We start from the raw sequence: 4,726 nt of genomic DNA on the forward strand, positions 1-4,726 counted from the left end.
TAATTCACTGCAGCGTTGATTGGTGTTGTTATGAGTGATGGAGTGATTTGGCTGATTGTTCTTCCCCATTTTGTGACGGGGTTTTCTGCGATGAAGATGATGTCGTTGGAGCGCAGTTGGAAGCGGGCGGCAAGGGTGAGTTGTGCGGCGTTTCGGATGTCGAGGTGCCATGCGGTGACGGCGCCGAATTCGCGGGCATCTTGCGCCGCGCGCAGGACGTAGACCTCTGACGCGTCGCCGGTTTCCTTGGCGATGCCGCCGCCGGTGTCGAACAGGGCGTCGGCCAGGGTGGCGGTGTGGTTGAACGGCAGGGCATAGCGGCCCTGTGTACGCACTTCTCCGGATAGGTAGACATAGTCGCGGTCAACCGCATCCAGCTCAATGGATTGCAGGTAATTGCTGCGGCGCTCGTCCAGGTCGGCGCGGCGCAGATTGACTGCGGTGTTCAGCTCTTGCAGGGCGGTCTGGCGACCCTCGAGCACGGTGTCGCGCAGCGCGATCTGCTGGGCAAAGTAGCGTTCGGCGCGATCCAGATCATAGTCGGTATCGACAAAGACCGAGTCATCGGCGACCAGATTGAGGTTCTGCAATGCGGTGCGTGCGTACAGATCTTCGAGCGGGATCTGATACATCTGCCCGTCGCGGTAGATGCGCACCGAGGAATTGTCGATATCGCTGACCGAGACCGATCCGGCAGCCGACAGCGCCTCGCCCAGGGTCAGCTGGGTCAGGGTGATGGGCTGGATACCGGGCTGGCCGACGGCGCCGCCGACCGAGACGCGGCGCGAGTTGAACTCGGCAATCTCAAGGCTGAAGGTGGGGTCGATCTGGTTTTCCACCAGGCGCTGGAACAGCACGGCCTCGGCCTCATCGACGGTCAGGCCGCCCAGCCGGACGCGGCCGACATCGGGGATGTTGATCGAGCCGTCATCCTGCACGGTATAGCCGTTGCGGCTGTTCTGCGCGGCCAGCAGGCCCGACAGCTCTCCGGCGGTGCCCTGGGTGGACGGCGTCGACAGCACCAGCACGTCACCGATGCCGATGGTGTAAGGGCCGGGGTTGACCTGTGGCGGCGGGTCCAGTTGCAGCCCGGCGCGCGATCCGTCCTGGGTCGAGGGCGCCTCGGGCAGGGGGCCGGTGCCGCGCAGGCTGGTGCCAGAGCCCGATCCTGCCGACAGCCCGAACACCGTTGGCAGGGTCTTGGGCGCGTATGGCGACCGGTTGGCGACCAGCACGGTCTCTGGCGTGACCGGCACAACGCGGACTTTGCCCACGTCGGAGACACCTGCCGTGACCGACGGGCTGCGATAGATGGTGGAACACCCGGCAATCAGAACGGTCACAGCCAGCGCGCTGAGGAGAAGTGGAGTATGGCGCACGATATGCCCTCTGCTGTTGGAAGTCTTAACTGTCATTGGGCACAACCTTTATGAACATGTTGCCGAGGAAATTGCCGGTCCATTGCGAGGATTGAACGATGCGTCCTGAACTGTTTTGCACCCAGTAAACGTTGGTAAAACGATCCACCACCCCGAAGCATTCCTCTTGCCATTTTTCCGTTGCGACAGGGTTTCCGCGCAGCAAAACGGTCTCGGATCCCACGGCCTCGATCTGACACTCATAAGCATGTAACTCGATCTCATCGTTGGCGTTGAGAAAGCTGTGGAACCGTTCGACCCGGCCCGGACCGCCGCCCAGGATCCGCGCCGCGCTTTGGTGCACATCGGACGCCGACATGCCGTCGCCAAACCCCAGGGCCGAGGTCAGCATGCCGCGTTCCAGCGTGATGGTGGCCCCGTCCGCGGTCAGCCAGGTCTGTACCCCCGCGCGCTGGGTCTCAAGCAGCATAACACCGGCAAGATCGCGACTGGGAAACCCGACCTCAAGCCGGGGCGGGATCGGGCGGCGCGCGCCAAGGGTCTCGGCGCGCGGATGGAACCGGGGCGCGTTTGGAAACAGCGTGCTCTTGAACAGGTCGACATCTTCCTGGGCCTCGCCGCAGGAGATCAGAGCCAGGGCCAGCAGGGCGGTGCGCGGGACCTTCATCGCCAGAACCTTCCCCAGCCGCGCGACAGATCCTGCGCGCGGGCCTCGCGGGTCACGCCATACAGCCGGTTGCGCACGTTCAGCCGTGCGCCGCCATCGCGCAGAACCGGGCGGATGGTCTGGGCGATCTTGTTGCGCGACGGGCGGCCGGTCAGCCACGAGATCGGGATTTCCAGCCGGATACCCTTGTCGAACGACCCTTCACCGAACTCCTCAGAGCTGACATTTGTCAGGGTAAAGAACGCCCCCACCTTGAAGCCGTTGTTGAACTCGCGATCCAGCGCGAAGGTTGCGCCATAGTCGCCGGCCAGATAGCGCCCGACATCGACCTGCGCATGATACTCGCCCGGCAGATCGTAATAGGCCGAGACGTGCCCGGTGAAGACATTGTAATCCTGAAAGCCGAACAGCACGTCAAAGTCGCGCTGCGCCACATAGTTGGCCTCGGCCCCAAGGGCCAGACGACTGTTGTTGGGATACCAAAGCACTTCGGTGGAAAGCCCGCCAAACATGGTTTCCAGGTAGCCCAGCGTGGTGCGGGCATAAAGGTCCTTGCCCGGCCGCCACATATACTCGGCGGTCATATGCTCGATCCGCAGGTTGGATTCGCGTGCATAGATGTTCCAGTCCGAGCGCACATGCGGCAGGGTCGAATTCGACGGCCGGGTGCTGTCATCGAGGGTACTTAGGATCGGCTGACGCAGACCTGTCGAAAAGGTCAGGCCCGGCGACGGGGTGTAATCCAACGCCAGCGCGGCCCCCAGTTCGTATCGCAGCGGGTCGTCGGGATCAAAGAAGGAGAAGTTCAGATAGGGGCCGAACCGATAGGAAAAATGCGGATAGGCATCGGTGAGGAAACCGCCCTGCACCAATGGCAACGTGTCCGAGATCTCGGCCCGGGCAAAGCTGCGCCAGGCGTTGTCGGGGTCATGTTCCAGTTCATAGAGGTCGTCGCGGTTGACGCGCACCGCACTCAGCGGCACGCCGTTCGACATCAGCGCAATGTCGAAATGTTCGGCTTGGGGCGGTTCTGTATTGACCAGCACGCGGGCGGTACGGCCCAGAGCCTGCGCGGCCTGCCCATAGCGGTTGTTCTCCACCCCGACGCGGACAGTGTCGCCGCTGTCGTTCAGATAGACCAGCCGCAGCCCTTCCTGATCCAGGGCGGATTGCATCCGCGCCCGGATATCACCTTTGCTGCTGTTCGCCGTTGCCGCAGCGACCTGCGATTCAGGGCGCAACGGCGGCGGTGCGGCACCCTGACCGCCCGGCGTCACCGCTTTGCGCGGATTGACGAAGTAGCTGTAGGTCAGCCCCAGCGAGGTGCCATAGAGATAAGAGGCCGTCAGCTGCGAGCCGTTCCGGAACCGGTACTGGGCGCCAAAATTGAAGGGCGATTTGACCCGGAAACTGTCATTGACGGATTCCGCCGTGTAAAGGTCGGGCGAATACTCGGCCAAAAAGGTCAGCCGGTCATTGTATTGCCAGCTGGCGCCGCCAAACAACGCCGCGTCGCCACGGAACCAATTGCCAAACTCGAGCTCACCCCCCTGGCCGTTCGAGTTTGACGCGGGCCGGGTGTCGAACCGGCTGCCGAAAATACCCAGCGGGTTGGAGAACGCACCACGCCCCGCCATGCGGCCCCATCCAATACCGCCGGTCAGCTTGAACCGGTCCTGAATGGTCTTGGTGGCCACGAAGTATTCCGCGGCATAGATGCCGGTGCCACCAAAATCGCGCAGCCCCATCACGATGGCCGGGCCGTGCCGGCTTTCTTCGCGCAACCGGAAATGGACGTCAAAGCTGCGGTCATACCGGGTGCGGTCCGTGCCGCCCGAACTATCAAACCCGTCAATCACTGCGTAGCGGAAGCTGCCATGCACCCAGGGCAACATCTGAAACGTCATCGTCGCCCGACCGGTGTTCCTGAGACCTGCGGCGGTAAAGACAAGCTCACCATCATCGAACATCTCGGCGGTGGGGATCTCGATCAGTCCGGGTGTGCCATAGGTCGACACGGATTGTGCCTGCGCCATGCCGGTCGCCATAGCGCATATAAACGCCAAGAGAGGCTTCCGCCTGACTGTCACCGCTCGAATAATCTTCACGTCTTTATGTCGCTTTTGGGACGACGGGCTAACCCTATCGTCGATCCACGTCTCGCCTCGATATGCCCGTGGACTTATTTTCTTTGGGTTTGCGGTGCAAATACAATTCCGCACTTCAGTTAAATGAAAACCGGAAATGATTTAATCTACTACAGGTTGAATTGGCCAAAGGATCTTTGCAACTTTCGAACAGGGTAAGCGGCATCGATTCAAGGCAAAGCAATCGAATTGATAATTACATCAAAACCCGAAGCTGATCGCGACATTCACGCCAACGCCACGGCTGGACACAAGGGGATCCATCAGAGGCGCGGCCCCCAGTCAGGCGCCGCCGCGGCGCATCATGACAGCAAGCGTCCGCCACACAATGCGCATCTCCATCGCCAGGCTGGAATTTGCAATATAGTAGAGATCAGCCTGAACCTTTCGACGCGTCGCATCTGTGCCTTCGATATAGCCCAGCTCGACCTGCGCCAAGCCGCTGATGCCAGGGCGAACGTCGTGACGTTCCTGGTATCCAGGCACCTGCAACAAGTACATACGCGCATGCTCAATGTAATCCGGACGAGGTC

4 protein-coding genes are annotated in these 4,726 nt (G+C 61.5%); all 4 read right to left on the reverse strand.

Annotated features, from left to right (window positions below):
* A partial coding sequence (locus tag AC2FJE_RS23330; RefSeq protein WP_496758745.1) for a polysaccharide biosynthesis/export family protein occupies window positions 1–1,415 on the reverse strand: 1,415 nt, incomplete at its 3' end.
* Window positions 1,405–2,046, reverse strand: coding sequence for a YjbF family lipoprotein (locus tag AC2FJE_RS23335; RefSeq protein WP_496758742.1), 642 nt, complete (start codon window positions 2,044–2,046; stop codon window positions 1,405–1,407). The genes AC2FJE_RS23330 and AC2FJE_RS23335, both read right to left, overlap by 11 nt.
* Entirely contained in the window at window positions 2,043–4,082 is a 2,040-nt protein-coding gene (locus tag AC2FJE_RS23340) for a YjbH domain-containing protein (protein WP_282171200.1), read from the reverse strand. The genes AC2FJE_RS23335 and AC2FJE_RS23340 overlap by 4 nt, the downstream gene beginning before the upstream one ends.
* Before the next feature lie 393 nt (window positions 4,083–4,475).
* Window positions 4,476–4,726: sugar transferase (locus AC2FJE_RS23345; RefSeq protein ID WP_496700158.1), on the reverse strand; the 251-nt coding region annotated here is incomplete at its 5' end.

It is taken from the genome of Ruegeria sp. CDSC002 (genome assembly GCF_059610905.1).